This is a genomic window from Rhodococcus sp. AW25M09 (assembly GCF_000333955.1).
Taxonomy (GTDB): Bacteria; Actinomycetota; Actinomycetes; order Mycobacteriales; family Mycobacteriaceae; genus Rhodococcoides.
This window is the reverse complement of the sequence record NZ_CAPS01000120.1, coordinates 15552-40470: the sequence shown is the minus strand read 5'-3', so window position 1 is coordinate 40470 and position 24919 is coordinate 15552. Positions and strand designations below refer to the sequence as shown.

The 24919-nt window shown below is 65.1% G+C and carries 25 protein-coding genes and 1 pseudogene; 11 read left to right on the top strand and 15 right to left on the bottom strand.

The features are described 5' to 3' along the window. Nucleotides 1-6: 6 nt before the first annotated feature. The 3 genes from RHODMAR_RS22715 to RHODMAR_RS22705 are packed head-to-tail and all read right to left on the bottom strand — an operon-like array spanning nt 7 to nt 3054. On the bottom strand, nt 7-519 hold the full coding sequence (locus RHODMAR_RS22715) for a DUF2771 domain-containing protein (RefSeq protein WP_008719323.1): 513 nt from the start codon (nt 517-519) through the stop codon (nt 7-9). After that, nucleotides 516-2189 carry an MFS transporter gene (locus RHODMAR_RS22710; RefSeq protein ID WP_008719320.1) on the bottom strand — a complete coding sequence of 558 codons (1674 nt, stop codon included), beginning with the start codon at nt 2187-2189 and terminating at the stop codon, nt 516-518. The genes RHODMAR_RS22715 and RHODMAR_RS22710 overlap by 4 nt, the downstream gene beginning before the upstream one ends. Before the next feature lie 4 nt (nt 2190-2193). Next, nucleotides 2194-3054 (bottom strand): glutaminyl-peptide cyclotransferase, encoded by an 861-nt coding sequence (locus RHODMAR_RS22705; RefSeq protein ID WP_042940140.1) that lies wholly within the window; start codon nt 3052-3054, stop codon nt 2194-2196. 41 nt (nt 3055-3095) lie between these two features. On the opposite strand from RHODMAR_RS22705, the pseudogene RHODMAR_RS29635 reads away from it, so the two are divergent. The 3 genes and pseudogenes from RHODMAR_RS29635 to RHODMAR_RS22690 form a co-directional block, all read left to right on the top strand. Beyond that, nucleotides 3096-3846 (top strand): annotated as a pseudogene (locus RHODMAR_RS29635) (DUF3027 domain-containing protein); the annotation flags it as partial. A 433-nt stretch (nt 3847-4279) separates the two neighbouring features. Further along, on the top strand, nt 4280-7024 hold the full coding sequence (locus tag RHODMAR_RS22695) for a sacsin N-terminal ATP-binding-like domain-containing protein (protein WP_042940125.1): 2745 nt from the start codon (nt 4280-4282) through the stop codon (nt 7022-7024). Continuing rightward, on the top strand, nt 7014-7565 hold the full coding sequence (locus RHODMAR_RS22690) for a phosphatase PAP2 family protein (RefSeq protein WP_008719311.1): 552 nt from the start codon (nt 7014-7016) through the stop codon (nt 7563-7565). The genes RHODMAR_RS22695 and RHODMAR_RS22690 overlap by 11 nt, the downstream gene beginning before the upstream one ends. On the opposite strand, the gene RHODMAR_RS28770 is transcribed toward RHODMAR_RS22690, so the two are convergent. Further along, nucleotides 7534-7677: a hypothetical protein gene (locus RHODMAR_RS28770; protein WP_198289516.1), complete on the bottom strand. Its 144-nt coding sequence runs from the start codon at nt 7675-7677 to the stop codon at nt 7534-7536. The genes RHODMAR_RS22690 and RHODMAR_RS28770 overlap by 32 nt on opposite strands. Before the next feature lie 142 nt (nt 7678-7819). After that, nucleotides 7820-8059, bottom strand: a complete 240-nt coding sequence (locus tag RHODMAR_RS22685; RefSeq protein ID WP_042940138.1) for a DUF2530 domain-containing protein — start codon at nt 8057-8059, stop codon at nt 7820-7822. A 155-nt stretch (nt 8060-8214) separates the two neighbouring features. Here RHODMAR_RS22685 and RHODMAR_RS22680 point away from each other — a divergent pair, with 155 nt between their 5' ends. Genes RHODMAR_RS22680 through RHODMAR_RS22670 form a run of 3 tightly spaced genes read left to right on the top strand, consistent with a single transcriptional unit; the run spans nt 8215 to nt 11476 of the window. Beyond that, nucleotides 8215-9666: an NCS2 family permease gene (locus RHODMAR_RS22680; protein WP_008719306.1), complete on the top strand. Its 1452-nt coding sequence runs from the start codon at nt 8215-8217 to the stop codon at nt 9664-9666. A 34-nt stretch (nt 9667-9700) separates the two neighbouring features. Further along, nucleotides 9701-10147, top strand: coding sequence for a MarR family transcriptional regulator (locus tag RHODMAR_RS22675; RefSeq protein WP_042940124.1), 447 nt, complete (start codon nt 9701-9703; stop codon nt 10145-10147). 57 nt (nt 10148-10204) lie between these two features. After that, nucleotides 10205-11476, top strand: a complete 1272-nt coding sequence (locus RHODMAR_RS22670) for an MFS transporter (RefSeq protein ID WP_008719302.1) — start codon at nt 10205-10207, stop codon at nt 11474-11476. A 4-nt stretch (nt 11477-11480) separates the two neighbouring features. Here the strand turns inward: RHODMAR_RS22670 and RHODMAR_RS22665 are convergent, their stop codons facing one another. From RHODMAR_RS22665 to RHODMAR_RS22645, 5 genes are read right to left on the bottom strand one after another with little or no spacing between them, the layout of a single operon-like run. Further along, a complete protein-coding gene (locus tag RHODMAR_RS22665; RefSeq protein WP_008719299.1) occupies nt 11481-12086 on the bottom strand; it encodes a response regulator transcription factor in 606 nt (201 codons plus the stop codon). Continuing rightward, complete coding sequence (locus tag RHODMAR_RS22660) at nt 12083-13213, bottom strand: sensor histidine kinase (RefSeq protein ID WP_008719297.1); 1131 nt, start codon at nt 13211-13213, stop codon at nt 12083-12085. Before RHODMAR_RS22660 ends, RHODMAR_RS22665 begins: the two co-directional genes overlap by 4 nt. 37 nt (nt 13214-13250) lie before the next feature. Next, nucleotides 13251-14018 (bottom strand): ABC transporter permease, encoded by a 768-nt coding sequence (locus RHODMAR_RS22655; RefSeq protein WP_042940123.1) that lies wholly within the window; start codon nt 14016-14018, stop codon nt 13251-13253. Beyond that, nucleotides 14015-14965 (bottom strand): ABC transporter ATP-binding protein, encoded by a 951-nt coding sequence (locus tag RHODMAR_RS22650; protein ID WP_008719292.1) that lies wholly within the window; start codon nt 14963-14965, stop codon nt 14015-14017. The genes RHODMAR_RS22655 and RHODMAR_RS22650 overlap by 4 nt, the downstream gene beginning before the upstream one ends. Beyond that, nucleotides 14962-15189: a hypothetical protein gene (locus RHODMAR_RS22645; protein ID WP_051048239.1), complete on the bottom strand. Its 228-nt coding sequence runs from the start codon at nt 15187-15189 to the stop codon at nt 14962-14964. The genes RHODMAR_RS22650 and RHODMAR_RS22645 overlap by 4 nt, the downstream gene beginning before the upstream one ends. Nucleotides 15190-15388: 199 nt before the next feature. Here RHODMAR_RS22645 and RHODMAR_RS22640 point away from each other — a divergent pair, with 199 nt between their 5' ends. The 3 genes from RHODMAR_RS22640 to RHODMAR_RS22630 are packed head-to-tail and all read left to right on the top strand — an operon-like array spanning nt 15389 to nt 17732. Next, nucleotides 15389-15943 carry a CcdC protein domain-containing protein gene (locus RHODMAR_RS22640; RefSeq protein ID WP_008719290.1) on the top strand — a complete coding sequence of 185 codons (555 nt, stop codon included), beginning with the start codon at nt 15389-15391 and terminating at the stop codon, nt 15941-15943. Further along, on the top strand, nt 15940-17079 hold the full coding sequence (locus RHODMAR_RS22635; protein ID WP_008719287.1) for a sensor histidine kinase: 1140 nt from the start codon (nt 15940-15942) through the stop codon (nt 17077-17079). Before RHODMAR_RS22640 ends, RHODMAR_RS22635 begins: the two co-directional genes overlap by 4 nt. Continuing rightward, entirely contained in the window at nt 17076-17732 is a 657-nt protein-coding gene (locus RHODMAR_RS22630) for a response regulator transcription factor (RefSeq protein ID WP_008719286.1), read from the top strand. Before RHODMAR_RS22635 ends, RHODMAR_RS22630 begins: the two co-directional genes overlap by 4 nt. Here RHODMAR_RS22630 and RHODMAR_RS22625 read toward each other — a convergent pair. Continuing rightward, entirely contained in the window at nt 17729-18928 is a 1200-nt protein-coding gene (locus tag RHODMAR_RS22625; protein WP_008719282.1) for a GNAT family N-acetyltransferase, read from the bottom strand. The two genes, RHODMAR_RS22630 and RHODMAR_RS22625, sit on opposite strands and share 4 nt — an antisense overlap. A 150-nt stretch (nt 18929-19078) precedes the next feature. Between RHODMAR_RS22625 and RHODMAR_RS22620 the strand changes: the two genes are divergently transcribed. Beyond that, nucleotides 19079-19882: a TrmH family RNA methyltransferase gene (locus RHODMAR_RS22620; RefSeq protein WP_008719279.1), complete on the top strand. Its 804-nt coding sequence runs from the start codon at nt 19079-19081 to the stop codon at nt 19880-19882. Then, nucleotides 19879-20178 carry a DUF2537 domain-containing protein gene (locus RHODMAR_RS22615; protein WP_008719277.1) on the top strand — a complete coding sequence of 100 codons (300 nt, stop codon included), beginning with the start codon at nt 19879-19881 and terminating at the stop codon, nt 20176-20178. The genes RHODMAR_RS22620 and RHODMAR_RS22615 overlap by 4 nt, the downstream gene beginning before the upstream one ends. A gap of 256 nt (nt 20179-20434) precedes the next feature. Here the strand turns inward: RHODMAR_RS22615 and RHODMAR_RS27135 are convergent, their stop codons facing one another. The 4 genes from RHODMAR_RS27135 to RHODMAR_RS22590 form a co-directional block, all read right to left on the bottom strand. Next, entirely contained in the window at nt 20435-22222 is a 1788-nt protein-coding gene (locus RHODMAR_RS27135) for an HNH endonuclease signature motif containing protein (protein WP_008719275.1), read from the bottom strand. 75 nt (nt 22223-22297) lie between these two features. Beyond that, a complete protein-coding gene (locus RHODMAR_RS22600) occupies nt 22298-23059 on the bottom strand; it encodes a DUF6928 family protein (protein ID WP_008719274.1) in 762 nt (253 codons plus the stop codon). 84 nt (nt 23060-23143) lie between these two features. Further along, nucleotides 23144-24040: a septation protein SepH gene (gene sepH / locus RHODMAR_RS22595; protein WP_008719271.1), complete on the bottom strand. Its 897-nt coding sequence runs from the start codon at nt 24038-24040 to the stop codon at nt 23144-23146. Between the two features lie 109 nt (nt 24041-24149). Then, entirely contained in the window at nt 24150-24824 is a 675-nt protein-coding gene (locus tag RHODMAR_RS22590; RefSeq protein WP_008719269.1) for a rhomboid-like protein, read from the bottom strand. Nucleotides 24825-24919: the final 95 nt, after the last annotated feature.

Below are 24919 nucleotides of genomic sequence, written 5' to 3'. Positions count from 1 at the left end.
CGCGTCCTATGGACGCGTGCCGATCGACCAGATGGCGTGGCTGACGAAGCCCTCCTGATTGGTATCGGTGTCGATGATGCCGGTGGGCAGGCGAATTTCGATTCCGAGCAGAGTTCGGTTGCTCTCGTCCGAGGTGGGGACCGTGACGCTGAGCCTGGTTCCGGGCTCGTTGAACTCGGTGTTCTCCACCGCGTCGCCGCTGCCGTCGCCGTACACCACAGCGAGCACCCACGGTGCCGAGTAGATGGGTTCGGGAAGCGAAAGTTGCACCGTCGGTGCTTTTCCGACCTCGAGTTCGCTGGTCTCGCCCACATTCGTGCACAGCGGGTCGCTGACGGCGCAGTAGAGATACGGCTCCACCTCCACTGTTCGGCCGTCGGCGTACGCGGTGACGACCGGTTCCTTGTCCGGCGCATTGCCGATCAGCACCGCGAGTACCGCAACGAACGCAACAGCGACGACGAGCAGACCTGCGGCGATCATCGCGCCGATCTTCTTGGTGCGGGGAGCGAGATTCACTTGGTCACGTTTTCGCCGTAGGAGCCGTCGGACATTTCTTGCTCGACGTGGTCGGGGCGGTTGCCGCCGAAGCCGGGCAGAAGGGATCTGCCGCGGTAGGTGAGGAATGTCTGCACGAGGCCGATCGTAAGCAACACGGACACGACGGTGAAACCGAGCCAGTACTCGGTGGGCAGCAGCACGCCGAGAGTGCCGCCGAGAACCCAGCACAGCTGCATGACGGTTTCCGAACGGCCGAATCCCGACGCGATGGATTCCGGCGGCAGATCGGCTTGCAAGGATGCGTCGAGGGAGACCTTGGCCAGTGCGCTCGCGCTCGATGCGACGAGAGCTGCCACCGCTGCCGTGAGCAGGCTGTCGGTGACAGCGGCGACGACGGCTACCGTCGTCACCGCGATGGTGCAGCGCAGGACCACCATGGATGGTCGACCGAGCTTGATCCTGGCACCGAGCGCGTTGCCGGAGAAGTTGCCGAGAGCGGCCGCGGCTCCGACGAGTCCGAGCATCGCGGCCTGCTGGAGCGGCTCGTGTTCGGTCCGGGATTTGGCGACGAACGCAATGTAGAGCGTGAGGAATCCGGTGAGGATTCGGATGGTGCCGTTGCCCCACAGTCCGACGATGACGGCTCTGCCCAAAGGCTGTCTGCGGTTCTTGGTGCTGCTACTCGTCGCTGGTGGCGTGCGGCGCAGGTGCTCGGTCGGGGCACCGCTGCCGGCGAAGTCTTCGCCGCTGTGCTGCTCGGCGTGGTAGCTGAGGGTGGCAGGAACTTCGCCCTCGGTGATCTCCACCCAGGACGGAATACGCATGCTGAGGTACCCGCCGAGCACGGTGATCGCGGCCACGAACCACAGTGCGCCGGGCGAGTCCGCCACGAAGGCGATGCCGCCGGCGACTGCACCTGCCGCGATGGTGCCGCCGAGCAGGCCGAACACGGTGAGGCGGGAGTTGACGCGCACGAGATCGATCTCCGGCGGCAGCACTCTCGGCGTCACCGCGCTCTTGAGTACCGCGAAAGATTTGCTGAGTACGAGCATGCCCAGGGCCGCGGGATACAGCACCCAGCTGTCGAAGTTGAACACCAGCACCACCGCCAGCACGGTGCGCAACCCGAACGACGTGGCCAGCGCGATGCGTCGGCCGTGCTGCAGACGGTCGAGCAGCGGTCCGATGAGCGGGGCGATCAGCGCGAAGGGGGCGATGGTGATGACGAGATACAGCGCGACCTTGGTCTTGTCCTCACCGGTGGCCGCGGAGAAGAAGAGTGTGTTGGCCAAGGCGATCGCCAACGCCGCGTCCGATGCGAAGTTCGCCATCGTCGCGTAGGTGAGCGCAGTCAGGCCGGACTTGTCGGCACCGTCGGCTTTCGCAGCTCGCTGGAACGATGCGATGCCCTTGCCGGTGAGCTCGCGTCCGCGCATCGCGGCGACCCGAGTGACAGTCAGCTTCTTCGGCATCGGCGGTGGCTTTCGGGCACCGGTCCGCCCGCGTGCCGCAGTGAGCTGCTCGGTCCGCGGAGGATGCAGGGGCGGCAGAGGCTCACGACGGCTCGGAACATGGGTGGAGGTCAGGGGGGCCTCGGGTGGGTAATTGGCCAAACCCGGGTGCTCAGGGCTGTGCTGCTCTGAGTCGTCCGCACCCGGTGGGGTGTGGGGGAGACGGGGATCGGTCACGGTGTCAATTCTGTCCTACCGGAGCGGAATCGGTGAACTGCACCTCGAAGATCTTGGGCCAGAACTTGCCGGTCACGAGGAAACGGTCGGTGTCCGGGATCTGTGCGATGCCGTTGAAGACGTCCGCTCCTTTGCGTTCGGCGGCAGACATCGAATCCCACAACGGCCTGCCGTCGATGACCGCCGTGACCTTTCCGCTGCCAGGGTCGATGCGCATGATGTCGAAGGTCTGCCACACGTTCGCGTACACCGACCCGTCGTCGGCGCATTCGAGCTCGTTGAGCCGCTCCACCGGATCACCGTCGAGCGTGACGTCCACCGTGCTCTCGGCATCGAACGAGGTGGGATCGCGAAAGGTCAGCGTGGAGGTGCCGTCGCTCATGACCAGGCGCTCGTTCTGGGTACCCCGCCCCTCAGCGCACAGCCCCCAGCCCTCGCCGTCGTAGCTCACTCGACGCTCTTCCGCGAGAGTGTCCCGGTCGCGGGCGATAGCGACGCCGTCCTGCCAGGTGATCTGCCACAGCGTGTCGCCGACGACGGTGATGCCTTCGCCGAACAGCTCGGACGGCAGATCCACCCGATCGAGTTCGGTCATGTTCTCGACTGCGGTGCGTCGAACGAACGACGAACCCTCGAGGCCGGTGCCCTCGTAGAGCACGCCATCGTCGATCTCGAAACCCTGGGTGAATGCGTCGTTGCCACGGTCGTATTCACGCACGACGTCGGCCTTCAGCGTCGGAACCGACTCGGAGCCGATCGGATCCGCGGTCGTCGATGCGGTCGTCGATTCCGGTGTCGACGAGCAGGCGGTGACCGCCAGCAGTGCGGTTATTACGGCGGCGAAGGTACGAGCGCGGGCGGTCATTGCACCCATGATGGCAGCCCGAACTGGGCGTCACCGAGTCGATGCGGCAAACTGAATGTGTGAGTTTCACATCTTCTCCAGAGCTCGATTCCATCCGCCCCGTCTTGGCCGATGCCGTGGACCTCGCGCGGCAGGCTCTGCTCGACCTGGGAGAGGGCGGTATCGGCGAGTACCTCGGGGTCACCGTCGAGGACTCCAGCGCGGCCACTCACCGGTTCGCCAGTGATCTCGAAGGCTATCGAGGGTGGCAGTGGGCCGTTGTGGTCGCCGCCCCGGAGGACGCGGACCACGCCACGGTCAGTGAGTTGGTGTTGCTACCGGGCCCCGATGCTCTGGTGGCACCGACCTGGGTGCCCTGGGAAGAACGCATCCGTCCCGGCGATCTGGGACCGGGCGATCTGCTGTCTCCACGTCGCGGCGACCCTCGTCTCGTGCCGGGATATGTCGCGTCCGGAGATCCTGCCATCGACGACGTTGCAGGTGAGATCGGTCTGGGTCGAACCCAGGTCACCAGCCTCGAAGGACGCCTCGACGCCGCCCAACGCTGGCGCGAGGGCGATTTCGGCCCCGATGCCGAGATGGCCAAGGCCGCGCCGTCGACCTGTGGGCGCTGCGGCTTCTACTTACCCATCGCCGGATCGCTGTCCGCTGCATTCGGGGTGTGCGGCAACGAGTTCGCTGCCGACGGTCGGGTGGTGCACGCGGAATACGGCTGCGGAGCGCATTCCGACACCGAACTCCCCAGCGGAGCTGGATCGCCGCAATTCGAACCGTACGACGACGCGGCACTCGACGTCACCGCATCGCCGGTGGCCCAGCCTGAGACACCGTCCCCGGTAGAGACGGACAGTCAGGCAGAGGCGGCCTCCCCGGTGGATACGGCCTCCCCTATGGATACGGCCTCCCCGGTCGAGGTCGCCGACAGCGCCGACGGATCCGAGGCGTCGACCGAGGCAGCAACGCCGCAGAACGAGCCGACCGCATCGGCCGAAACAACGGTATCGGCGGAAACAACCGTGTCGGCGGAAACAACCGTTGTGGACGAACAGACTGCGCCGGCCGAGGGCACTGCGCCGGCCGAGGGCACTGTTCCGGACGAGGGCACTGCGCCGGCCGAGGGCACTGTTCCGGACGAGGGCACTGTTCCGGACGAGGGCACTGTTCCGGACGAGGGCACTGTTCCGGACGAGGGCACTGTGCCGGCCGAGGGCTCGGTATCTCCGAGCTGATCGATCCGTTCGATACCGGGTCGCTGCGTGAGTCGATACTCGCGTCGTGGAGTTCGTCGCCCACCCGGCTGCGTGAGGACTCGGCGTCCGAAATCGATCTGGTGCGCGGGGGTTATCGCGATCGACTGTTGACCGAGTTGGCGCAGAACGCCGCCGACGCTGCTGCGCGGTCGGGGGTTCCCGGCCGACTGGCAGTGTGGACCGATGACGCAGGTGCTGTCCATATCGCCAATACCGGTGCTGCATTGGATCTTTCGGGTGTGCATGCGTTGACCGCCTTGCGAGCCTCGGCCAAGACTGCTGATTCGGGCGTCGGGCAATTCGGAGTCGGATTCACTGCGGTGCGTTCGGTGTCCGACGAGATCGAGGTGCGATCACGCGAGGGTGGCGTGTTGTTCAGTGCTCGGCGCACTCTCGACGTGCTGGGCGAGCGAGGCATGACCGCGCCCGACGCAGGAACGCCGGTACTGCGGTTGGCGTGGCCGGTTGCTGCACCGCCTGCCACGGGGTTCGACACCGAGATCGTGTTGACACTGCGAGCCGATGTGGACGCGAGGTCCTTCGAGTCGGGCTTCGCGGACGAGGCCGTCGATCTGCTTCTCGAACTCGATGCGCTGGACTCGATCGAGATCGATGGCATCGTAATAGACTGCATCAGAACCGAACTCGGCGAGGGGTGCGCCGAGATCGCAATCGGGTCGCGAACATGGCGTCAGTTCGCCACTCCCGCTGCACGATGGCTCGCGCCCGTTGTCGACGGTCTGCCTGTTCCCGCCCCACCGGATGTGTTGCGGGCGCCCACTCGTTCGGACGAATTGTTGTCGTTGCCCGCGTTGGTGATTGCGGATGTGCCGATGCAGCCGGACCGTCGGCGCGTGCTGCCGGGTGTCTCGCTCGATGCGGTGGCGCACGGGTATGCCGACTTCGTGGCCTCACTTCCGGCGGCGTCGCGGGTGTCGTTCGTGCCCCAGGTCGGCTTCGCGCGGAGTGAGGTCGACGGCGAACTTCGAGAACTGATCTTCCGGCGATTGTCATCTGCGGCATGGCTTCCCGGTGCCCACGGACGAGACCTCGTGCCGGAGCGGGCGAATGTCGTCGCGGACGCCGGCGAGGCACTCGCCTCGGTGGTGATCGACGTCGTGCCCGATCTGGTCGACGCTGCGCTGGCGGGTGCACGGCACGCATCGGCGTTGTCCGCGGTGGGGGTGCACCGAATCGGGTTGGCGGGGCTGACGGACATGCTCGGTGGGCAGAGCCGCGAGCCGAGCTGGTGGCGGCGACTGTTCGACGCGTTGGCCCCACTCGTCGTGGACGGGGTGGCTGCCGAAGAGCTTGCTGCACTGCCTGTTCCGCTCGCGGATGGCCGCACGGTCACTGGTCCGCGTACTACGGTGATCGGCTCCGACTCCTCGGCTGCGGTGACGTGGGTGCGGCTGGTGCATCCGGACGCTGTGAGTCCGCTGCTGACGCGCCTGGGAGCTCGCGAGGCGACCGCGTCCGAATTGCTCACCGATCCTGCCCTCGAAGCAGCGCTCGACGATCTGGACTGGGACGACGACGTGGAGGTCGATCCCCTGGTCTCCGCGGTGCTCACCCTGGCAGCCGAGGCGGGTGATCTACCGAGCTGGATCGGCGGCTTGCCTCTCGAAGACGACCAGGGTGAACTGCGCAGCGCCGACGAATTGTTGCTTCCCGGAGCGCCGTTGGCGGATCTGCTGATTCGGGATTCGCCGTTCGGTGTTCTCTCGGCGGCCTCGGTGACCAGGTTCGGTGAGCGGGCACTGCGGGCGGTGGGCGTCGGCTGGGGGTTCTCGGTGGTGCGCGACGAGCTGCCGACCGGGCCGGATCACGATCTGGACGACGAATCGGCATGGTGGACAGGTCTTTCCGCTGAGCCGGACACCCTTCTCGCGGTTCGGGATCTGGACCTGGTCCGATCCGATGCGTGGCCCGTAGCATTGACCGTGCTGCTCGACGATCCCAGTACCCGCGGCGCCCTGATCGACAGGGACGGTTACACCGCGTGGTGGCTCAGGCATCATGCGCGACTGCATGATCGGCGTCCGATCGACTTCAGGTCGCCGTCCGACGATACGTTTGCCGGGTTGCTCGATCCGCTGGATCATCCGCGGGCCGACGAGCTGGCGGCTGTGCTGAGTGCATCGGAGTGTGAGAGCGTCGATACCGCACGGGTGCTGCTGCGGGCGCTCGCGGATCCGCGGCGGAATCCGACACCTGCGGTGATCGCGCGCACGCACACATCGATAGCCACCGCAGTTGCCGAGGGTCGCGTCGAGGTTGCCGACATCGACCCACCGGATCGCGTCCGCACCCTCGGCGGGTCGGTGGTGGATGCGTCGGATGCGCTCGTGCTCGACACCCCGTGGCTGGCGAGTGTTGTTCCGCCGGAGATTGCCGTGCTCTCGGACATGTCCACCGCTGGCGCGCTCGCCGACGTCCTCGACATCAGGCCGGCGTCGGAGGCGATCAGCGGAGAAGTCCTCGGAGTGGGACGCGTCAGTTCCTGGGATCGCGAACCGGGAGCTGTGCTGGCATGTGCGGTGTTGGGATTACCGCTGCCGCAGGGCGGGGTGGTGGTCCATCGTGAGTTGATCGTGCGCGTGACCGGGAACGTCGGCGGCGAGCGAGATATCAGTGGCGATCGAGCAGTGCCGTGGTGGGTGACCGCCGACGGAACCGTCCACTGCACTCAGAATTGGGAGCGACCTCGTGGGCTTTGACACTGCGGTGCTGGACTGGATGGTCGGGCATCGAATCGACTGGCTGACCACGATGTTCTGGGTCATCACCACGGTGGGGAACACGGTGTCGATGTTCGTGTGGTCGGCAGTGGCCGTGGTGGCTCTGCTCCGAGTGGGACGGCGTTCGGATGCCGTCGTCGTCGCGGGCGCGATGCTGACCGGGTGGGGTCTGATGAATGCGCTGAAATTCGCGTTCGGGCGGGAGCGGCCACCGATCCCGGAACGGTTGGTCGATATTGCGAGCCATTCGTTTCCGTCCGGCCACGCGATGATGTCGATGGTGCTTGCCACGGTGGCGATCGCGGTACTGCTGCGATCGCCGCATCCGTGGCTGCATCGGCCGGTACTGCTTGCGCTACCGGTGGTCGCGTCCCTGCTGATCGGATTCTCTCGGATCTACCTGGGTGCGCATTGGACCACGGACGTACTGGCCGGGTGGGTGTTCGGTGCCCTGTGGGGGCTGGGATGGATCTACGCCGTCACAGCGATCAGCGCGAGAAATCCGAGCGCTGGGCGATGACGAGCAGCTCGTCGCGCATGGCCGGGCTGGAGACAGCGTTGGCGCGTGCGTAGAGAGCGCGGAGCGAGCGGACGTGGTTGCGACGGTTGCGGTACTGAGCGACGAGCTTCATGGCCTGTTCTTTCGTGGATCAAAAGGTTGTCTTAACTGACATAACCCATGGTCCACGTTAACTTTGTGTTACTCAAGCGGCTGAGAGGTTAGTTTGCCCACGTCAGAGGCGTTGTGGTGATCGAGCTAACGTGATGCTGATCTCAATCGAGACCGCGTTGGGCGGTTTTGCTCCCGCGACGTGACGCGGCTCTCTGCGCCAGGAAGATCGAGAACCCCACGGCACCGACTGCGAGCCCGGACCAACACGTGGCAACGACGTCGTCGCTCCGGTCCCCGGTGGCCGTGAACACGACCAGCGCGACGACCCAGCCGAGCATGCCGATCGCCAACACCGGTACCGGATCGGTGAGGCTGCGTGGAATCTGGGGGAGGTCGGCCACGAATCCCAAGCTACGCCACGGGAGTGACAAGAGACTGCGCTGCTGTGCCGATCGGCGGCTGCGCTGCTGTATCGATCGGCGGCTGCGCTGCTGTGCCGATCGGCGGCTGCGCCGTGCGGTTACCGAAGTGTGGCAGCGTGCTTTATCGTTCGCTCATGCAATTGTCGTCGCGGCTACTCGACAACTACTTCAAGATCACCGAGCGTGGCTCGACCGTCGGCTCCGAGGTTCGAGGCGGCGTGGTCACCTTCGTGGCGATGGCCTACATCGTGGTTCTCAATCCCCTGATTCTGGGCAGCTTCTCCGCCGATGATGCAGCGGCCAAGACCGATGTGCTGGGCAACATCCTCCCGGTCGCCCAGGTTGCCGCCGTGACGGCCCTGGTGGCCGGGTTCATGAGCATCGCCTTCGGTATCGTCGCCAACTATCCGTTCGGTATCGCAGCGGGCCTGGGCATCAACACGCTGCTCGCCGTGACCATCGCACCCCAGGTGACGTGGCCCGAGGCAATGGGTCTGGTGGTCATCGACGGCATCATCATCGTGCTGCTGGCCGTCACCGGATTCCGCACGGCGGTGTTCAACGCGATCCCATCGGAGCTCAAGGCAGCGATCGCCGCGGGCATCGGCGCGTTCATCGCATTCATCGGACTGGTCGACTCCGGCTTCGTGCGCCGAATCCCCGACGCCGCAGGCACGACGGTTCCGGTCGGGCTCGGTATCGACGGTTCCATCGCGTCGTGGCCGACGGTGATCTTCGTGTTCGGGTTGTTGCTGATGGGTGTGCTGGTGGTGCGCAAGGTGCGCGGCGGTCTGCTGATCGGCATCGTGGTCACGACGGTGTTCGCGGCGATCGTCGAAGCCGTCACCGACATCGGCCCGTCCAACGGCGTCGACCCGAAGGGGTGGAACCTGTCGGTCCCGCAGCTGCCGAGCGAACTGATCCAGTCTCCCGATCTGTCTCTGGTGGGCAATGTCGATCTGTTCGGAGCGTTCACACGCATCGGCGTACTGGCCGCAAGCTTGCTGGTGTTCACGCTGGTGCTCGCGAATTTCTTCGACGCGATGGGCACGATGACGGGCCTCGGCAAGGAGGCGGAACTGGACAAGGACGGAAAATTGCCGAACATCGGTAAGGCTCTGGTTGTCGAGGGTGCCGGAGCGATCGTCGGCGGCGGTGCGTCGGCGTCGTCGAACACCGTGTTCGTCGAGTCTGCGTCAGGCATCGCCGAAGGTGCCCGCACTGGACTCGCCAATGTCGTCACCGGATTGCTGTTCTTGCTTGCGATGTTCTTCACTCCGCTCACGGCCGTCGTTCCGATCGAAGCGGCCGCTCCAGCGCTGGTCGTGGTGGGTGCGCTGATGATCGGACAGGTGCTCGACATCGATTTCCGGCGCTTCGACTACGCGCTGCCGGCCTTTCTGACCATCGTGGTGATGCCGTTCACGTACTCCATCGCCAACGGGATCGGCGTCGGTTTCATCACCTGGGTCGTACTCGCAGTCGGGTCCGGACGGGCAAAATCGGTTCACCCCCTGCTGTGGATCGTTGCACTGCTCTTCGTTGCATACTTCGCCGTCGGACCCATCACCGAGGCGGTTACATGACGCGCGGTAGGTACCAAGGCGTATCCTCTGCGCTGTGACGTCGGGAAATAATGTTAAAGACAATCGTGAATTGGCAAGTGATCTCTCGCTTGCGGTGGTGAGACTGACTCGGCACCTTCGAGGTAGACGAGTGGACTCGCAGGTGTCGCTGACTCAGCTGTCGGCTCTGGCCACGCTGAGTCGGGAGGGAGCCATGACACCCGGTGCGCTGGCTGCGCGCGAGAGGGTGCAGCCACCGTCGATGACGCGGGTGATCGCGTCGCTGGCAGAGCTCGGCCTCGTGGGGAGAACGCCGCATCCCACCGACGGACGTCAGGTGATCGTTTCCCTCTCGCCCGCAGGCGAGGAACTGATCGCAGACGAGGCCAGCGCCCGTGAAGCATGGATGACCGCGCAGCTGGCAGGGCTCGAACCCGATCAGCTCGACACCCTGCGCGACGCGGTGACCATCATCGGGGCTCTGGTGAACGACTCCGAGTAGTTACCTAGGTTTAATATTTGAACGGTGGCCCCTGCTTCCCGTACGTCCGGTTCGACGATGTTCGCTGCGCTGAAGACTCGCAACTATCGATTGTGGGCGTCGGGGCAGATCGTCTCGCTGGTCGGAACGTGGATGCAGCGCGTCGCCCAGGACTGGCTCGTCCTGACGCTGTCCGGCGGCAACGGCTTCGCCGTCGGCATCGTCATGGCGCTGCAATTCGGTCCGACGCTGTTCCTCTCGGTCTGGGGTGGAGTGCTGGCAGACCGGTACGACAAGCGCAAACTCCTGATGATCACCCAGGTTTTCGCCGCCGTCTGCGGTCTGGTGCTCGGCGTGCTCGACGTCGGGGGGATGGTCGAGCTGTGGCACGTCTATGTCATCGCCTTCATCCTGGGCTGCTCGTCTGCCATCGACGCGCCGGTGCGGCAATCGTTCACCATCGAAATGGTGGGGAAAGAAACTCTCGCGAATGCGATCGCGCTCAACTCCATGACGTTCAACATGGCGCGGATCGTCGGGCCTGCGGTCTCCGGGGTGCTCATCACTCTCGTCGGCACCGGCTGGGTGTTCCTCATCAACGCGGTGTCTTTCGCCGCCGTGTTCGGTGCACTCCTGGCGATGAATGTCGGTCAGCTGTTCCGTGTCGAACCGGCACCGCGAGCCAAAGGGCAGGTGCAGGAGGGCTTTCGGTACGTCTGGGGGCGGGGCGATCTGCGCGTGCTGCTGGCGACGGTGTTCATGGTCTCGACGTTCGGTCTCAACTTTCCTCTGAGCCTGTCGGTACTGGCGCGCAACACGTTCGGCAGTGGAGCCGATGCTTACGGTTTGCTCTCGACGACCTTGGCCGTCGGCACCTTGGCGGGAGCGACTATGGCTGCCCGACGGGCCACGGCACCGCGATTGCGACTGTTCGTCGCTGCCGTCACTGCGTTCGGGCTTTTCGAGCTGCTCGTGGGCTTGATGCCCAACTACATCCTGGTGGCACTCCTGCTGATACCCACCGGAGCGTTGACCCTGACATTCACGACGTCGGCGATGAACATTCTGCAGATGTCGGTGCCGTCCGACATGCGCGGGCGCGTGATGGGCATTTACATGCTGTGTTTCCTCGGCGGAACTCCGCTGGGCAGCCCGGTTCTGGGCTGGCTCGCCGACGTGCTCGACCCGCGTGCGCCGCTTGTCTTCGGTGGCGTCATCTCCGTGTCGACGGGACTCTTCGCTGCCGTGTATCTGCTCCGGCACAACAACTTGAGAATCACCCTGGTGCCGCGCACCGCCGGCCGCCGGCTGCCGACCCTCGACACCGTGACCGCCACTGCCAAGGTGTGAGACGTCAGATCCACCCGTGGCGGCGGGCGAGTGCGCAGGCCTCGTGCCGGTTCGCTGCGCCGAGTTTCGCGGCTGCCGCAGACAGGTAGTTGCGGGTGGTACCGGGCGACAGATGTGCGCGCTGGGCAATTTCCGCGATCGACGCACCGTCGGCGGCGAACTCGAGCACATCGGCCTCGCGCGGTGTGAGTGGAGAGTCTCCGGCACCGATGGCTTCCGCGGCCAGCGTCGGGTCGACGTAGCGCCCGCCGCCGTGCACGGTGCGCACCACCTCGGCCAGGGTGGCAGCCGAGGTGGTCTTCGGTAGAAATCCCCTTACCCCGGCCTCGAGCGCCTTCTTCAGGTAGCCCGGTCGACCGTGACTGGTGACGATGATCGACGCGCAGGTAGGCAGGGTCTCGGCAATTTTCTGGGCCGTCTCGATGCCGTCGATTCCGCCCATCTGCAGGTCCAGGACGGCGACGTCGGGTGTGACTGCGGCGGCCACGGTCACTGCGTCCTCGCCGGAATCGGCCTGGCCGACGATCTCGATGTCGTCTTCGAGATCGAGCATGGTCGCCAGCGCCGTGCGAATCAGATTCTCGTCGTCGGCCAGGAGCACTCGAATCATGATGCGGTCCTAGGGTTCCGGTTGGGCAATGTCGCCGTGAGAGTGAAGTCCTCGGTGGTCTTCACTGTATCCAAGCTGCCTCCGACCGCCACCAACCGTTCGCGCAGACCGCTCAATCCCGTCCCGTCCTCGCGGCCGGTCGATGCGACTGGATGGTCGTTGGTCAACCGAATGCTGTTGTCGGTCAGTTCGATCCGGCAGTAGGTGGCAGCGGAGTGGCGGAGAATATTGGTCACTCCCTCGCGGACCACCCAGGCCGCGGCCTCGGCCGCCTGCTCGTCGAGATTCGCAGACTCTCCGACCAGTTCGGTGGAGATACCCGCTGCGGACAGGAGGGACTGCGCCCCGTCGAGTTCCGACGCCACGTCGACCGATCGGTAGCCGCGCACCAGCTGCCGAGCGTCGGTCATCGATTCCTGGGCCAGGATGCGAACCTCATCCATCTGGGCCGCCGCCCGGTCGTCGCCCCGGCGAGCCAGCGTGGCGGCGAGTTCGCTCTTGACCGCGATGGCAGACAGAGCGCGTCCGACGACGTCGTGCAGATCTCGGGAGAACCGCAATCTCTCCTCGGCGACCGACAGCGCAGCGGCGGCGTCGCGGGTGGCGTCGAGCTCGGTGACGATACGCAACAGCCAGGCCGACAGTCGCACGGTCGCGGCCATGAAGACCACGAACAGACCGAGCACCACAGCTTGGAGAGCCGGGGTTCCGAGAGCGACGGCGACCGCCGCGCCGCTCGCGACCGCGGCGAGCGACCACCGCAAAGGAATCAGCGTCCCCACCGCAGTGGCGACGAGAACGGCGGCCCAGACGAAAGCCATGGCGTCGCCACCGAACGCCAGGACTGCAGCGGTAACAGCCATGACCGACAAGGGATTCCTCAGGCCCCCCCTCGACTCACCACCGACTCCAGGGGTGCGTTGCACGACGACGAAGGCGGCTGCAGCGCACCCGGCAACGGCCACCGTCGAGAGGTAGTCGCCTTCCTGCAGCAGAATCACGGCCGCCCACAAGGCGAGCGCGACGATGATGAACAGCAGCGATTGTCGGGTGTAGACGCGCACCTTCTCCACGTCACTGCTGTCGTTCCAGCCGTGCAGCGGGTTCAGGTACTCGTACAACTTCATGATCTCCAGCCTTGCAGACGGTGGTGTCCTGGTGGATTCAGGATCGCGGTTCCCAGCGAAAGTGCGTTCGGCCGATCAGCAAGCTGCCGACGATCCAGGCCAGCATCACCACCAGCGGCATCGTGGCCTCGGCGAAGGTGGCGGCGAAGCCGAGCGACGCCTCGCCGGGGGTCGTGGTGCCGAACCAGCCGAGGTTCAACAGGTCCGACACAGCGGCCATCGGGGTCAGTTCGACGACCCGGCTGAACGACTCGGGAAGGACCTCGCGCAGCATGGCCGAGCCGGCCATGGCGACGAGGATGACAGGCAGGCTGGTGATCTGGGCGGCCTCGGCGTTGCGAGTGAATGCGGAGGTGATCAGCGCCAGTGCTGCGAACAACGCAGCACCACCGAGAAGTGCGACGGCGACGAGCAAGGCATTGATGGGAACCGGCCCGCCGAAGGCCAGTACCACTGCGCTGACGACCAGGCCGAGAATGACGGTCAGTATCAGGGAGGGCACCGCTGGGCCGAGCAGAATCTGGACGTCCGAGCTCTCTCCGGTGCGAAGTCGTTTCAACACCAACTCGTCTCGGCGAGTGGCGTAGATCGAGAGCATGTTGTAGAACACCATGAACACCAGCAGAATCAGTACGAAGAGTTCCAGCGCGCCCGCCACGACCACCTCGGTCAATTCGTTGGACTTGCCGACGATCAGTAGGGCGATCGGTAGCAGGAGCGGAAGAACGATCGCGTTGAACAGCAGTACTCGGTTGCGTCCGAGCAGCGTGAATTCTGCTCGCGACAGGGCGGTCATCGTCCTCATGCGCTCATCACCTCGGTGTTCTCGATAGCGGTGTTCTCGATATCGGTATTGTCGAATTCGTCTGCGATGGAGAGGAATACGGTCTCCAGTGACGCTGCTCGGGCGTCGAGACCGTGCAGGGTCACCCTGTTGTCGCGAGCCCACAGCAACAGAGCGGTCAACGTCTCCTGTACCGAGGCCGTCTGGATCGAGACGGTGTCTTCCGTGACGTCGATCGATGTACCCGGTAGTGACGGCAAAGCAGTACCGGGAGTCTTCAATTCGATCTTCGCCGGATGGTCGGCGACGACCTCGTCCACGGTGCCACTGCGAACGACTGCGCCGCGGTGCATGATCGCCAGGCGATCGCACAGTGATTCGGCTTCGTCCAAGTAATGGGTCGTCAGCATGATGGTCACGCCGGAATTCTTCAGTTCCTGAATCAATCGCCATGTGTTGCGGCGACTTTCGGGGTCGAGTCCGGTAGTTGGCTCGTCGAGGAACAGTACCCGCGGACGACTGATGATGGCGCACGCCAGATCCAGCCTGCGCTGCTCTCCGCCCGAGAGGAACTTCACCCGGACATCGGCGCGATCGGCCAGATCGACGCGGCCGAGCACCTCGGCGACCGGCAGTGGATTGCTGCACGTTCCGGCCCACATCCGCAGGCTCTCGGCCGCCGTCAGGTCCTGCGGCAGTCCGCCCTTCTGCAGCATGATGCCCAGAGACGGTCGGACCTTGCGACGATCTGCCACCGGATCCATTCCCATGATCCGTACCGTGCCCTCGCTCGGTCGTGAAAGGCCCTGTATCACTTCGAGAGTGGAGGTCTTGCCCGCACCGTTGGTGCCGAGCAGTCCGAACAGCTCACCCTCGGCGATCTGCAGATCCAGAGCCTTGACGGCCTCGTACGCGTTCTTGCCCGAACCGTAGCGTCGGGTCATCGAGCTGACATCGATGATGGTCATGAGCGCTGTTCCCACTGCCGCAGGCCGATCACGAATCGGCCGCCCATGAAGGCGACGATGACGCCGAGTGCGACGAATGCCGGCAGCTCCGGGCCGACAATCGCGAACAACACCGCGACAATGCCGAGGCTGATGACGGCGACGACGATCTCGCGCGCCATCGTGGGAGCCGGCCCGAACTCCATCAGGTCGGTGAACAGGTTTCCTTCGTCTGGTTGCTTCATGAATACGAGTCTGCTGCGGCCAGGCCACCGAAAACAGTGCAGCGCATCATCACCTGAAGTGACAGCGTCATGGTCCACCCATGACAAAAGTCATGTTGTGCTCCGGTATGGAACGGCCACTCCGGCAGGCTCCGCTCTCCACCCGATCTCCACCCGTGGGTCGATTCGCCACCACCACGATCTTCGTAGCGTTGCCGTCATGAACCTCGCAACGATTGCTCTCGTAGTCCTTCTGGTCGGATACCTGCTGGTGCGGCGCATGACCGGGCAGCTCATGGAAGCCCGGCGCATGCTGCTGCTGCCGACGATTCTCGCCATCGTCGGGTTGGCATCGCTGAACTCGACGGACCTGTCGGCCGGTGCCATCGAGTTCCTGCTTCTCGGCTGTGTCGTCGGCATCGCCTTCGGCGTGATCCGCGCCCACACCGTCAGAATCACCGAGCGCGACGGGACGGCCTGGATGCGGTACTCCGTCGCGTCCGTCGCCCTGTGGGTCGCCGCCGTTGCTGTCCGGGTCCTGCTGATTCCCGTCGAGAGCGCTATCGATCCGACGGCCGCGTCGGTTGCCGGTCAGGCCACGATGCTCGCCGTGGGCATCGGCTTCCTGGCCGAGTCGGTCGCCGTCCTCTACCGGGCCATGCACCTGGACGCCACCATCGTGTGGCGCGCCGACAAGGGCGGAAACCACACGACGTCGCCTACGCTGGCCGATATGCACAATCGGGTTCGCGGCGGACGGACGAAGATTCGGTGACGTCCTCGCCTCCGGACGTACGGTTGCCCACGCTCGACGGTCTCAGGCTGTCGAGCCGGCCGTATGTCGCGGCCGTGGTGGCCGTCGCAGCGTTCGCCACCTCGGACCTGAACGATCCGCTCGTGCTCGCACTGCTCGTCGTCAACAGCGTGCTGCTGCTGGCTTCGTCGCTTCCACGGCGGATGATCGGTCCTCGCGTATCCCTGGCAGGCGCGAGTGTCGCACTGATCGCGTCCGCAGCGATTCTGTCCGTGGACGGGACGACTGCCGCGACGCTGTTTCCGTTCCTCGTTGCGGGACATGCAGGGTGGCGATTCAAACCTGCAGTGTCGTTTCCCTTCGCGATCTCGCTCAGTGTGGCGTGTGCAGCGGCACTCTGGATCGCGGAGCGCAATGGCATCGATGGATGGCCCTGGGCTGCAGGACTGTTCGCCGGTTGGCCGGTGCTGATCGGGTACTCACGGCGCAGTCGGCTCGAAGCGCTGCGCAACGCGCGCCGGGCCACCGACGCCGAACTGCGCGAGCATGCCCTGGCCGAGCGAGCCCGCATCGCCCGAGATATCCACGACGTCCTCGCGCACTCACTGTCCGGGGTCAACATGCAACTCGAAGTGGCCGATGCGTTGCTCGACGCCGGCCGTGCAGAGGATGCCAGAGTGGCAGTGGGCAAGGCGCAGAGCCTCGTTCGGGAAGGACTCACCGAAACCCGGCGAGCCGTACGGACTTTGCGTCAGGATGCATTGCCTCTCGTGCCCACGTTGCGCGCTCTGGTGGGCGAGGATGCGAGCTTCGTGGTCGACGGCACGGCCCGAGATCTCGACACCCCGCAGGCACAGTTCTTGGTTCGGTGCGCGCAGGAAGCGCTGACCAATGCCCGCAACCATGCGCCGGGTGCTGCAGTGTCCGTGGTGCTGAGGTTCGGTGCGTGTGACGTGGAACTCTGCGTGGCGAACGGCCCGGCCCCGTCTCCACCGGACCCGATCGACAGCAGCGGCATGGGCCTGGTCGGAATGCGCGAACGCGCCGCTCTCGTCGGCGGGTCGGTCACTGCCGGTCCGGACGGGCGAGGTTGGATCGTGCGTGCCGCGATGTCGCTACCGAACGCCGCCGTAGCCGATACGAAAGCGAGCGCATGAACATTCGGATAGTGATCGCCGACGACCAGACGGCTGTGCGCGAGGCGCTGGCCACGATGTTGGATCTGATCCCGGATATCACCGTTGTCGCCACTGCATCGGACGGAGCTGCCGCCGTGGCCGAAGTGCAGACGGCGATGCAGACAGCGGGTCTGGATGTGGTGCTGATGGATCTCCGGATGCCGGGCACCGACGGGATCGAGGCGACAAGAATCTTGAAGGGACTCTTCCCGGATCTACCCGTCGTGGTGTTGACGACGTTTTCCGACGAGCGCTCCATCCTCGACGCGCTCGGTGCGGGTGCGCGCGGCTATCTCACCAAGGATGCAGGACGGGTCGAGATCGCGGCGGCGCTGCGAGCAGCCGCAGCCGGGCAGGCGGTATTGAACCCGCAGGTGCAGGCACGATTACTCCAGGTTGTCGAAGCGCCTCGGACGCAGCAGATCCCAGCGGGACTGACGCCACGCGAGGTGGACGTGTTCCGCGCCATCGCCGCCGGACTGTCCAACCGGGAGATCGCCCAGCAGATGTTCGTCAGCGAGGCGACGGTCAAGACTCACATCAACCATCTGTTCGCCAAGGCGCAATTACGAGACCGGGCTCAGGCCGTGCATTTCGCCTTCACCCACGGTCTGGCCACACCGATGCGCTAGAAACCCCATCCCATGACGGCCGGACGCGGGGTTCCGAACGTCAGGTCGAAAGCATGCAGCGACGCATCGTTGCGTGCGGTGAGCCGGTTGGCCGCGGCGAACAATCTGGCGCGGTGGGTGCCGAAGTAGATGCTGGCGAGCACGTCGATGTCGAGTTCGATATCCGGTTCGGATTCCACCCGGGTGCAGGTGGCTCTGCCGTCGGTGACGGTCAGCGAGTAGGTGCCACCCGCGTCGAGGAAGGGATCTCGCACGGCGATGATCAGTGTGGTGTCGAGGGCGTAGGTGCGAGCTTCGAGCGCCGCTTCGACATGCATGATGCGGGCCCACAGTGCGTCGTGGTGAGCGGTCTCCTTCGGAAGCCGATTGTTCGTCAGCAGGAACGGCAGTGCTTCGTCCCGTGACTGGCGGACCTCGATGGTGTCGACCAGATCCACGCCGACGAGTATCTGCCACAGTGCGGCGTATGCGTCGTCGGTGACGGCGATGAATTCCTGCACCACCACCCGGCTCGGGTTCTGCCCGCGTCGATAAGCGACGTACCCGTCGGGATGAACGATGAAGAACAGGGCCGTCAGCCCGCCGCGTCGGTTCTCGCGATCGGCGAAGAACCGCTCCCAGCGGATCGGTGGCTTGGGCTGTGCACCTGCGGTCTGCTGCTGCCAGCGGTGGTAGATGTCGGGCAGCAGTTCGGTTGCCTCGGCCGATTCGATCAGCCGGACACCGGTCGCCGGGGGAGCGTCGGTGCGGAACTGCGCGAATCGACGGTCGACCGAGACGCTGATCTCCTCGGTGATCGGACCGTACCCGAAACGTCCGTAGATGGTCGCCTCGCTGGCTGTCAGCAGTGACAGCGGCGCGCCCGCGTCGTTCAGCGCGCGGTGCTGCTGGGTGAACATCGATCGCAGGATGCCGCGTCGGCGATGCGTCGGGGCGACCGATACCCAGGAGACTCCGGACGCCTCGACCTGCGCACCACCGGGAACGGTGACCGACATCGGGAAGTGCATGGCCACACCGACGGGAGTCTCGCCGTCCCAGGCCAAGTAGACATGTTCGGACTGGGTCAGGATCTGCGTCTCGGCGAGGTCCTCGGCGTTCTGGTGTTCACCGAACGCGTGGGCGTCGAGCAGCGCGACGGCGTCCCATTCGTCGTCGGAGGCCGTGCGGATGGTGATCGATTCGTCGGTAGTCATCACTCATAACTTTTACACACAGGAGTGGAGCCTGCGGAACGACCCGGGATTTACAGGAGTGGAGCCTGCGGAACGACCCGGGATTTCGGCCGCATCTCTGTATGGTTTGCCCACGGGGTGATCGAATCGGTCGGGTGACAAGATGGTCATGTGGTGCATGTAATCGACGTCGACGATCCTTTCGACCCCCGACTGGACGATTTTCGCGACCTCAACTCCTCGGACAAGCGACCCGATCTGCCGGAGGGCAAAGGATTGGTGATCGCCGAGGGGGTGTTGGTTGCGCAGCGCCTACTGACCTCGCGGTTTCCGATGATCAGTCTGCTCGGCGTGGATCGGCGGCTCGATGCGTTGCGCGACGACCTCGCCGGATCGGATGTTCCGTTCTATCGGACGTCGGCGGAGGTGATGGCAGAGGTGGTCGGCTTTCATCTCAACCGTGGAGTGTTGGCTGCGGCGAACAGGCCGCCCGCCCTCGATCTGGACGATGTCCTGGCCGGCGCGAAGACGGTGGCGATTCTCGAGGGCGTCAACGATCACGAGAATCTGGGGTCGATGTTTCGCAATGCGGCCGGTCTCGGGGTCGATGCAGTGCTGTTCGGTGCCGCCTGCGCCGATCCGCTCTACCGACGTTCGGTTCGAGTGTCGATGGGGCATGTGCTTCGCGTGCCGTTTGCGAAGGTGCCCGAGTGGCCGCGTGGCCTCGACCGCGTTCGCGCGCATGGGTTTCAGCTGATCTCACTGACTCCCAATCCGGCGGCCGTGTCGCTGGCATCGGCTATGACGGGGGAGAAGGTCGCGCTGCTGCTCGGTGCGGAGGGCCCGGGGCTGACCGAACACGCCATGCGCGCCACCGACATTCGCGCCCGTATTCCGATGGCTCCGGGTACCGATTCCCTCAACGTGGCGACGGCTGCCGCTATGGGTTTCTACGAACGCGTGCGCCTGACATGAACGATCGTGGCACGGCCGATCGAGACCTGGCCGGTCCCGACGTGGGCGTCCGCTGGACCGGAATCCCGATCGCCTTGATCTCGGCGGCACTTGCGGCAGTGGCACTGACTGCGTTCGGGCTCGAGCTGGCCAGAATTCATCCGCTGCTCGCGATCGGTCTGAACATTATCGTCGTGGCGGGTGCAGCACCGACGGTCGTGCGGTGGCTCGTCGTTCCGGTGTGGCGGTGGGCCGTATACGGAGCGGGTGCCGGTGCCCTGCTGAGCTTCGTGGCGCTGGCGGCGTCGGCTTTCTGACTGTAACTCTCCCTCCGGCCATTTCAGTTCGGGCGGCTTCCGAACATGCCCGACTTCAGACGTGAGTGTCCGCGGCTACAGCTACAGCTACAGCTACAGCGACAGCTACAGCCGAAGCCCAGTCCAGTCCTCAGCCGCAGTCCAGCGGCAGCCCAGCCCAGTCCAGTCCGCAGCCCAGTCCAGTCCTGAGCCGCAGCCCAGTCCTAAGGCACGGTCGACCGCAGACAGGGCTGTGCCCTGATGCTGGTGTGGGCCGTCATGCGGGTTGTCGTGGTTCCTCGTCGCCGGGGTCTTCGTGCTGGTCGGGCGGGTAGAGGACCTCTTCTGGGTGGTGTGCGTGGTTGATCAGCCCGCGGCGTTTGGGGTCCATTGCGGTGGGTGGGTGCCAGAGGGTGCGGCCCGGATATCGATGTCCGGCTGTGGTTTTGGTGGTCGCCCACTTGCCGGGTCCGTCGCCGACGAGTGCGTGGTGCATGTCGCAGCCGAAGGTCAGGGAATCTATGTCGGTAAGGCCGCCGTCGGTCCAGTCGGTGACGTGGTGGGCCTGGCACCAGGTGGCGGGGCGGGTGCAGGAGGGGAAGCTGCAGCCGCGGTCTCGGGCGATGAGCACGATGCGTTGATCGGCGGAGGCGATACGTTTCGAGCGGCCCAAGTACAGAGCTCTGCCGTCGTCGTCGAAGATCGTCAGGTAGTGATGGGCGTGGGAAGCCATGCGGATGGCGTCGCGGATGGAGACGCGTGATCCGGTGGCGGTCATGGCGTAACCGCAGCCGGCTTCCAGATCTTTCAGGCTCATGGTGACGATCGCGGTGACGGGCAGGCCGCGATGGGTGCCGAGAGTCCCGGAGGCCAGGGTGTGCCGCAACGCCAGTTTCAGGGCGTCGTGGTGGCGTTCGTTCTGGGTGCACAGATCCCGAGTAGCAGCGGCATCCCGCACCGCAGAGTCCGGTGCTGCCGTATCCGCGGCATCGTCGTCTGGTTCGGCACTTCCGTCGGAACCGTCGGAGCCAACGGTCCTGCCGGAGTCATCTGGCTCTGTGTGGCAACCACAGTCGGCACCGCAGTGACAGCAGTCGTCTTCACCGTTGCAGTCCGTTTCATCCCACAGGCCCGCATCACTGGACCCGGCATCACGGGCAGTGGGCTCGGGCTTCGGCGCAGTGGTTCTGCCGCTCCCGCTGTCGTCCCCGTCACCTTCCCCGTCTTTGCCGTCGCTGTCGGTCTCGTCGTGGACGATCGATGTCGGGTCTGCGGGGTTGTTGACTCCAGGTTTCGCTGCCTTGGAGAACAGAGCCTCGAGGTAGGCCCGTAGTTCGGGGTCGACGCAGAATTTGCCTTCCGACATCCCGTCGGCACCCTGCTCACCGAGGTAGAAGTACGCATCCCGGCGCTTGCGTGGCTTCGGCGGCTTCCCGTCGTCTTCATCTTCGTCGTAATCGCCGTCGGGGTTCACCATCGCGTCCAGAGATGCCACCACGGGCGCGAAATCGTCCGGCCGCAATTTCACTGCCTGTTCCACCAATTGCTCCTCGGCCAGATCCCTCGTCTGCGGGTCGACACTCGAAGGCAGATGCCGAAAGAACTCGCGGATCATCTGCACATGCTTGGCGTCGAGCAACCCTGCCCGCAGCGCCTCCGCTGTTCTCGGCAGCAGGGCAGGGAGGACCTCACCCGACAACGCGGTGCGATCGCCCAACTCTGCAGCCAGACGAACCCGAGCCCCTGCTGCACGTGGGGTGATCCGCAGCATCCACGCCACCGAGGACGGTACCGAGCCGGGGTACACATCGAGCCCGTGTTGGGCGATCAGTTCATTGAGCCAGGTGTACGAGTGCGCAGTCAGGGACCGGGTCAGCTTTTCCATCCGCTGAATGACTGCACGCCGGTCGGCATTCGACCACGCCACCGACGCTTGTTCGGCCAACCCCGCGGCGGCGAATTCCACGGCACGCACCAGTTCAGATAATTCGGGATCGGACACCTCGAGAACAGGCGGCACCGTATCGATGCCGTCCACCCCTGATCCGCCGTCCCCCGAAAGCATGCACAGAATCTATCGCGACCCACCGACACACTTTCGAACACCCGTTCTCATGAAGGCTGGTGCGATGAGGCTTTTCTACTTGCGCGAGAACCAACGTTTCTTCGGTCGCGGTGCTGATTCGGCCGCCGCGGGCACGAGCTGCTGCGAATCGTGCCCGTTCGAGCTCTGCTGGCTCTCCGGCGCAGGCTCCTGCCCGGGTACGTACATCGTGAAGCCGCATACCGGCAGCGTGCTCGGGTCGAACTCGTCCGCGTGCGGAGCGCCGGTGTAGCGGAATCCGAGCCATTCGGCATTGGCAGCTTCGGCAAATTCCTGCGGGTGGAACGGAAGCGATTGCGGATCCGGCATGACTCCGGGGGGATAGATCAGCGGATGGTCACCGGCCCAGAAGGACCGTTCCCACACCAGGGGTAGGCCGGCGTCTTCGTAGATGTACACCGGTGTGGCGCTGAACGATCGTCGGAACTCGCCGCGCTCCCAGTAGGCGAAAGCGCCCCAGGCGTGTTCTGGATCCGAGGCGACGAGATAGGTGTGTTCGGATGCCAGAGGGCGAGTGAAGGATTCGGAAAGCGTCGACGGCGTGGGCATCGAGAGATTGGATCCGCACACCACGGTGACCCCGGGGTAGCAACCGATGAAGACGTGATCGTCGTCCACGCCTGCCGAAGTCGAGATCGGGCCCTGGCCGAGCGGCACCGCCGTCATCTGGGGGTAAAGGCGACCGACGAGCGCAGTCGCAGCATTCCAGTCCGAGCTACGTGCCTCTCGGAGTACAGAAATGGGATCCGGTGCGTCCACGTACCAGATCGTCGATACTTTGGCCCCCACTACCGGCACCTCTCTCTCCGTAACCTCCGTCGGAAGCCTACGGTGTGAGCGTCGGCCATTGGTCACCGAGCAGCAAATCGGTCACCGGAGCGTTCAGTTGTGACCGCTGCTACGGACGCCGAGCAGGACGTCTTCCCACGACGGCATGGCCGGCTTGCCGCGCTTGTCCTTGCCCCCGGTGTGACCGGGCGCAGCCTTGGGCGCGGGCTTGGGTTCCCGGGCCACCGGCTCGCGAGGTTCTTCGGCCGTCGGTGCGTCGTCGACCTCGACCTCGGTGGTCTCGGCGACGATGTCGCTGTCGGCGGTAGTTCCGTAGTACTCGTCGAAGCTCTGCTGCGAGGTCTCGTCTTCGGTGGAGTCCTCCGCGGACGCGAGAGCGCGCACCGGTGCCAGGCCGCGTAGTTGGCGTCCGAAGTCGGGGTCGATCAGTTCGTGTGCCGTGTCGTCGAGCGGCGAAATGGTGCCACCATGCCCGTCGGGCAGGAACTGCCAGTGCGCCTTGTTGGTGGTGCGCCCGGCTTGCCACTTCAGCTGCGCGACCCACTTGTTGTCCTCGTCGCGCCAGGCGTCCCACGCCGCGTCGTCGGGGCTGTGACCGCGAGCGCGGAAAGCGAGCGTGACGATCTCGAGCAGGGTCTGCACGGCGGGTCCGTCGTGCCGGAGTGGATGGCCGGCCTGAGCCATCGACGCTGCCTGCGAGCGTTCGAGCAGAACGGGGTGGGCGAACACCTCGACACGGCTGACGGCCATTCCGGAGTCGGCGGCGACCTGTTCGATGGTCGCTCCGCTCCGAATTCGAGCCTGAATTTCCTTCGGCCGAAGCAAGCTGTCCATTTCGATCTCAATCTGTCCTAGTCGAGCGATGTCGCCGCGGGAGGCTGCACGGAGTTTGTCGTCGGCTGGAAGCCGGAATCTGTCGCCGGTCTTGGGATCTGCGCACACGACGAACTTTCCGTCGGCCTCGAGACCCACCACACGTAAGTCTCGCACTATGACCTCCTCATCGCGCCGGCTCGCGATACCGTCGAATTCGACACTAGTTCACCCGATGTATTCGGTGGGCATTCGACACGCATCTCGTCGCCGACGATCGTTTCTCTCAGACGAGAGTAGACAGCTCTGGGCTCGGTTGCATCGAATCGGTGGAGGTTGCGTCGATTGCCTTGCGAGACAACGGTGATGCATCTTTACGAAGATACGTCGCGCCCAATCCCAAACCGATGCTCAGGGCAATCGCGTGCCCGACGGCGGTGAACGACGGGTCCGATATCGCGCCGAAGGCAACGGCTCCGATCCACAACGCGGCCCAGCCCGCCCGCCACGGCATCGACAGATATCGGATCATCGACCCGGCCACTGCCGCTGCTGCGTAGCTGACACCGACGTCCACGGCCATCGCCAGGGAGTCGGCCAGCCAGTCGGCGTGGATGCCGATGAACAGTCCGACGGCAACCAGGGCGCTTGCGCCGATGTGTCCGGCACTGAAAGTGAGTAGGAAGCGACGCCAACCGGAGATCCATTCGGCGACGGCGAACAAGAGTGCGACCGAGGCGAGCCACAGCCAGTTCACGCGGCCCTCGGTGAGGAAGACACTGGTGACAAGGGTGGCAAGGTGACCGTCGGTCAAATTGTGCAGGTTGGTGCTCGCTGCGTGGAGTACGTGCCAGCGATCGTGCGCGCCGATCTGGCCGAGTGCGATGGCGCCTGCTGTCGCGAGAAAGCAATACGCGAGCGTCACGCGAATCCGTAGCGCGAGGGCCAGGAGCCTGAACATGCGAGCGCTCCCTCCGAGGTCGTTACGCCTGCTTACTTGAATGCAAGTGTAGGCCTCGAAGGGAGCGCTGTGGCTGGGAGCTTGCTGCGAAGGGT

What these genes read in the sequence shown, in the direction of transcription:
- RHODMAR_RS22655 (WP_042940123.1), bottom strand. Translation starts at nt 14,018, where the DNA reads ATGAGGACGATGACCGCCCTGTCGCGAGCAGAATTCACGCTGCTCGGA.
- RHODMAR_RS22705 (WP_042940140.1), bottom strand. Translation starts at nt 3,054, where the DNA reads ATGACCGCCCGCGCTCGTACCTTCGCCGCCGTAATAACCGCACTGCTG.
- RHODMAR_RS27135 (WP_008719275.1), bottom strand. Translation starts at nt 22,222, where the DNA reads ATGCTTTCGGGGGACGGCGGATCAGGGGTGGACGGCATCGATACGGTG.
- RHODMAR_RS22630 (WP_008719286.1), top strand. Translation starts at nt 17,076, where the DNA reads ATGAACATTCGGATAGTGATCGCCGACGACCAGACGGCTGTGCGCGAG.
- RHODMAR_RS22660 (WP_008719297.1), bottom strand. Translation starts at nt 13,213, where the DNA reads ATGAAGTTGTACGAGTACCTGAACCCGCTGCACGGCTGGAACGACAGC.
- RHODMAR_RS22645 (WP_051048239.1), bottom strand. Translation starts at nt 15,189, where the DNA reads ATGAAGCAACCAGACGAAGGAAACCTGTTCACCGACCTGATGGAGTTC.
- RHODMAR_RS22590 (WP_008719269.1), bottom strand. Translation starts at nt 24,824, where the DNA reads ATGTTCAGGCTCCTGGCCCTCGCGCTACGGATTCGCGTGACGCTCGCG.
- RHODMAR_RS22665 (WP_008719299.1), bottom strand. Translation starts at nt 12,086, where the DNA reads ATGATTCGAGTGCTCCTGGCCGACGACGAGAATCTGATTCGCACGGCG.
- RHODMAR_RS22680 (WP_008719306.1), top strand. Translation starts at nt 8,215, where the DNA reads ATGCAATTGTCGTCGCGGCTACTCGACAACTACTTCAAGATCACCGAG.
- RHODMAR_RS22625 (WP_008719282.1), bottom strand. Translation starts at nt 18,928, where the DNA reads ATGACTACCGACGAATCGATCACCATCCGCACGGCCTCCGACGACGAA.
- RHODMAR_RS22615 (WP_008719277.1), top strand. Translation starts at nt 19,879, where the DNA reads ATGAACGATCGTGGCACGGCCGATCGAGACCTGGCCGGTCCCGACGTG.
- RHODMAR_RS22640 (WP_008719290.1), top strand. Translation starts at nt 15,389, where the DNA reads ATGAACCTCGCAACGATTGCTCTCGTAGTCCTTCTGGTCGGATACCTG.
- RHODMAR_RS22670 (WP_008719302.1), top strand. Translation starts at nt 10,205, where the DNA reads ATGTTCGCTGCGCTGAAGACTCGCAACTATCGATTGTGGGCGTCGGGG.
- RHODMAR_RS22650 (WP_008719292.1), bottom strand. Translation starts at nt 14,965, where the DNA reads ATGACCATCATCGATGTCAGCTCGATGACCCGACGCTACGGTTCGGGC.
- RHODMAR_RS28770 (WP_198289516.1), bottom strand. Translation starts at nt 7,677, where the DNA reads ATGAAGCTCGTCGCTCAGTACCGCAACCGTCGCAACCACGTCCGCTCG.